Source organism: Actinocrinis puniceicyclus, from assembly GCF_018283645.1.
Classification (GTDB): domain Bacteria; phylum Actinomycetota; class Actinomycetes; order Streptomycetales; family Catenulisporaceae; genus Actinocrinis; species Actinocrinis puniceicyclus.
The window spans coordinates 1-4,854 of sequence record NZ_JAGSXH010000226.1; the positions used below are offsets into that span (position 1 = coordinate 1).

At 67.1% G+C, this 4,854-nt stretch carries 1 protein-coding gene and 1 pseudogene; one reads left to right on the forward strand and one right to left on the reverse strand.

The genetic code is table 11. The features are described 5' to 3' along the window. Positions 1-1,358 (reverse strand): annotated as a pseudogene (locus tag KGA66_RS28090) (right-handed parallel beta-helix repeat-containing protein); the annotation flags it as partial. Between the two features lie 1,215 nt (positions 1,359-2,573). Here KGA66_RS28090 and KGA66_RS28095 point away from each other — a divergent pair. Then, complete coding sequence (locus KGA66_RS28095) at positions 2,574-4,268, forward strand: arabinofuranosidase catalytic domain-containing protein (protein WP_438822086.1); 1,695 nt, start codon at positions 2,574-2,576, stop codon at positions 4,266-4,268. Positions 4,269-4,854: the final 586 nt, after the last annotated feature.

Below are 4,854 nucleotides of genomic sequence, written 5' to 3' on the forward strand. Positions count from 1 at the left end.
GGCAGGTTCTCGACCTCGTTGTGGTCGATCACGGCGTGGGTGACGTAGGTGGACAGGATCCCGGCCATGTCCTTGTAGTCCTCGGCGACCCCGTTGACCAGGTTGTCGGTCAGGGTGATGTTCTGGTCGGTCATCGCCACGTCGGAGGGGTGGTGTGCGTTGGTCTGCGTGCCGCCGACCACGATCGCGGCGCCGGCGTCGTCGGTGAACACGTTGTGGTCCGCGGTGATGCTGGAGGCGCCCAGTCCGACGCCGGAGGCGACCGCGTTGCTGTCCTGGCCGATGCCCAGGCCCACCTCGCCGAGGTGGCTGAAGGTGTCGCCGGTGAAGCTGATGCTTCCGGCGGCGGAGACCTGCACCGCGGCGGGCGCCTCGCCCAGGCTTTCCCGGGTGGCCTCGAACAGCGTGCAGCCGGACTGGCAGGAGGTCAGGAAGTCAGAGGGCTGCTGGTAGGCCTTCGAGAAGAAGGTGCCGGACTGCTGGTCGGCGTACCCGATGTTGCTGCCCGGCGTCAGCCAGGTGGCGTGCTCGAAGGCGATGCCCTGGAACGCGATGTTGTGCGCGGGGTTGTCGACACTGTTGCCGGACACCTGCACCAGCGAGGTCAGCTGGGGCAGCTCGACGTCGTGGCTCGACGGGTTCCAGCCGGAGGGCGCCTTGTAGTAGAGCTGCCCGGCCTGGGGGTCGAGGTACCACTGCCCGCTCTGCAGGAAGGAGTACGAGTTCTCCAGGAACATCTGGCCGCCGGCGAACGGCTTGGCCAGGGTGTCATAACCCCAGTTGTTGTTGTTCCAGGACGGCTGCTGCATGGTGATCGTGCTGCCGGAGATGGACTGGACGGGCGCGAAGTGGTCGGTGAAGGAGTTCTGGCTCTCCACCTCGATCCGGTTCTGCTCCGGCAGGCCCGACAGGTAGTTCAGCGCCGAGTTGTTGATCGTCATGCCGTTGTACGTGATCGTAACGTCGCCGCGGTTGAGCGGGATCGCGGCGCGCGGGGCCTCCGACCCGTCGATGTACAGCTGACGGGAGTCCGTGCCGACCGGCACGGATGCGGCGTAGATGTTGTTGCCCGAGTCGTGCAGGGTCCAGCCGGTCACCTGCTGGCCGCCGGAGATCACTGGCGTCGCGCCGGGCGCGGCCTGCCAGATGACGTTGTGGCCGCCGCTGCCCGAGTCCGAGTTGTTGAACACCAGCGGCGCGGACAGCCGGTAGGTGCCGCCGGCCAGCTGCACGACGATGTCGCCGCTCATGTTCCCGTCCAGGGAACGCACCGAGGACTGCGCCTGGCCCAGCGAACAGGGCGCTGTCATGGAGCAGGCGGTTCCGCTGCCGGTCGCAGAGGCGTAGAGGGTCGTCATCGTCGCCGCCTGCGATATGGCCGGCGCGGCAGCCACGCCGCCTAGCGCCAGCGCCGCGGCCGTGACCGCCGCTCTTACCGGTACGCCGCGGCTGGACCGCGGAGGTGGGTACGACGTCATCGTCAGCCCTTCATCAAGCTGTTTGGCGGCGCCCTCCGGGCGCCGTAGCGGTCGCAACGCATCGAATGTGTATGACTTTGCCTTGGCGGCGCGGCCGATCGGGGGCAGCGGTCAGTGCGAGCTGACTCGCCTGCCGCCTTCGCTGAGATCGCGGGCCCGTCCCTGCGGTGGTGACTACGACCGGTCCGGCACCCGGCCACGGCGAAGCCGCCGGAACGCACGTAACCGCGGGCCGAAAGATGTGTCAAGATGTCCGGAGAGGTCGGATCATCTGTTGAAACGCGTTTGATTTTTCTCGAATGCCCGGCCTGCTGTGTCGATGCGCCAGTCGATGGGCACGTTCAGTCGGCTACTGCGGGCGCGAATGAATCGGACTGATCGTGAAACTTGCAGACCTGCCCTGGACGTTGTCCGATGGCTGGCCACGCGGACGACAGTTCACCGTTGACCGCTCGTACCCCTGGCCGTAACATCCGCTCGAATCAATACGCAGAATCGATTTGACCGGCAGGTAACACAAGCTCACCGCCATCAGACGTCGACTCCGGGCCCGGCAGCCCGTCGTCGACGTCTGCGGATTTGTGGCGGGCCGAGCGACGCCGACTACCTACTCAACTATCAGGCTATTACTACGTTAGACCGGTGTCACCCCTTCAGCCGCTGCGATCTGCGCGAGAGATGAGTCTGAAATTGGCCTCTCACGCGCACGAAAATCGCCCCTGAAGATCGTACTCACGCGCACCCCGGCGTGGCGGCGCCGTTCCGCACTGATCGCGAAGCATCTGCGATGACGGAGGGCCTCATGCACCTGCTAGGCACGACCCGGCGCCGAACCCGGTACCCCGACGCCGCGCCGCCGTCCTTGTCTGAGGGTGCTGACACGGTTGTCTCGGCTACCGCGGTGGCCGGCCACAGCCCGACCCACCCGGTCACCGGCCTGCCGGCTGGGCGATAGCCCAGACCTCGGGCGAACCGGCTGGGCAGCCTCGCTCACCGGTAAGAAATCCCCTGCTGAAGACGGAGGTCTTCGTGTCCCTCATTCCCACGATTCGGCGGCGAACACGGCTGCTCGCCGCGTGTCTGACGGCGGTGGCGATCGCCGTGCCGGTCTCCGCCGCCGCGACCGCCACCGCCAGCGCGGCGACGGCGCAAGGGCCCTGCGACATCTACGCCGCGGGCGGCACGCCGTGCGAGACCGCGCACAGCACCACGCGTGCGATGTTCGCGGCCTACAACGGTCCGCTGTACCAGATCCAGCGCTCCTCGGACAACACCACCCTGGACATCGGTGTGCTGACGCCGGGGGGCGTGGCGAGCACCGCCGCGCAGACCAGCTTCTGCGCCAACACCACGTGCACGATCACGAAGATCTACGACCAGACCGCCAACCACAACGACATGCCGATCTCCTGGGGCGGCCTCTGGAAGGGCCCCGGACCCAACGGCTCGGACATCGGCGCGAACGCGATGGCTCTGCCGGTGATGATGGCCGGCCACCAGACCTACGGAGTCAAGGTCACCCAGGGCGTGGGTTACCGCGTCGACAACGCGAAGGGCGTGCCCACCGGCTCGCAGCCTGAGGGCGTGTACATGGTCACCTCTTCGAACCTGGTCGACCAGTGGTGCTGCTTCGACTACGGCAGCGGCGAGAACTCACACACCGACACCGGCAACGCCACCATGAACGCCATCGAGTGGGGCACCGCGTGCTGGTTCGGGGGCTGCTCCGGCAGCGGGCCGTGGGTCGAGGCGGACCTGGAGAACGGCATGTACAGCTCGAACACCGGGCCGAACCCGTCGAGCTACCAGGGCGTGCACTTCCCGTTCGTGACCGCGATGGAGAAGAACAACGGCACCAGCAACTTCACCATCAAATACGCCAACGCCACCAGCGGCGGGCTGACGACGGGCTTCTCCGGGCCGCTGCCAAACGGCTATTCGCCGATGAAGGTCGACTCCTCGATCCTGCTCGGCACCGGCGGCGACAACAGCAACAACGGCGTCGGAGAGTTCTTCGAAGGCGCGGTGACCGCCGGCTACCCGTCGGACGCCACCGAGAACGCGGTGCAGGCCAACCTGGCGGCCTCGGGGTACGGCAGCAGCAGCACCAGCGGTAACACGGTGACCGTGACGAGCCCGGGCAACCAGAGCGGCGCCGTGGGCACCCCGATCACCGCGGTTCAGGTCCAGGCCAGCGACTCGGCCTCCGGGCAGACGCTCACCTACAGCGCCACGGGCCTGCCTCCCGGCCTGTCGATCTCCTCGTCGGGCCTGATCTCGGGTACGCCGACCTCGGGGGGCACCTTCAGTCCCGTCGTCAGCGCCACTGACACCACCGGCGCCACCGGGGCCACCAGCTTCACCTGGAGCGTCAGTGGTGGCAGTTCAGGGGGCAGCACGGGGCCGTTGCACGCGGTGGGTGCGGGTAAGTGCCTGGACGACCCGAACAGCACCACGACGCTGGGCACCCAGCAGCAGATCTACACCTGCAACGGTGCGGCGAACCAGACCTGGACGCACAACTCCTCCAACGAGCTGACCCTCAGCGTGGGCGGCAGCACCCTGTGCCTGGACGCGAACGGTAAGGGCACCACCGCGGGCACGAAGGTGATCGTCTACTCCTGCAACGGCCAGACCAACCAGCAGTGGAACCTCAACTCCAACGGCACCGTCACCGGCGTGCAGTCAGGGCTCTGCCTGGACGTGACCGGAGCCTCCACGGCGAACGGCGCCCTGGTCGAACTGTGGACCTGCAACGGCGGCAGCAACCAGCAATGGACCCTCGGCTAACCGCCCGAACGCGCCCATAGGAACGTCCCGCGGCCGAACCCACCCAGTGCGGCCGCGGGGCGTTTCTCTCCCCTTGACGTCGGCGTGGTCCTGAACACGCCCTTCGCGTGTACGACACTTGGTATGCGGGTTCGCCTACGGTGAAATCGTGAGCTGACACCTCCGGCACGATTGCACGACACTGCGTCCTGCGACGCCGAATGCGCGGCAAGGATCCTGCTCCCGCCCCATCGATCCGATCACCGCCAGCTCGAAACCGTGCACGCCGAATCTCGAGCCGAGTCGCGACAACCGCGCCGCGAACTCGAGCAACTGCGGGTGAACAACGAGGCCCCGCATCACACCGCGCAACCGTTGATCCATCAGGCCCCGGCTAACCGCCGGCTAACCGGCGCCGCTGCGGGCATCGCGGGGGTCTGTGTCTCTTTTGGTGGGCTTTGGTCTATTTGGAGTATCGGTGAATCAGGGGTCGGACTTTAGGGCGTGTCGCCGGTTTTCACTCCGGCGGCCGAGTCCCGCTCCGGGTGCAGTCGGCCGTCGAAGGCCATCTCGAAGGCGTTGAGGACCGGCTTCCACCGGTTCGACC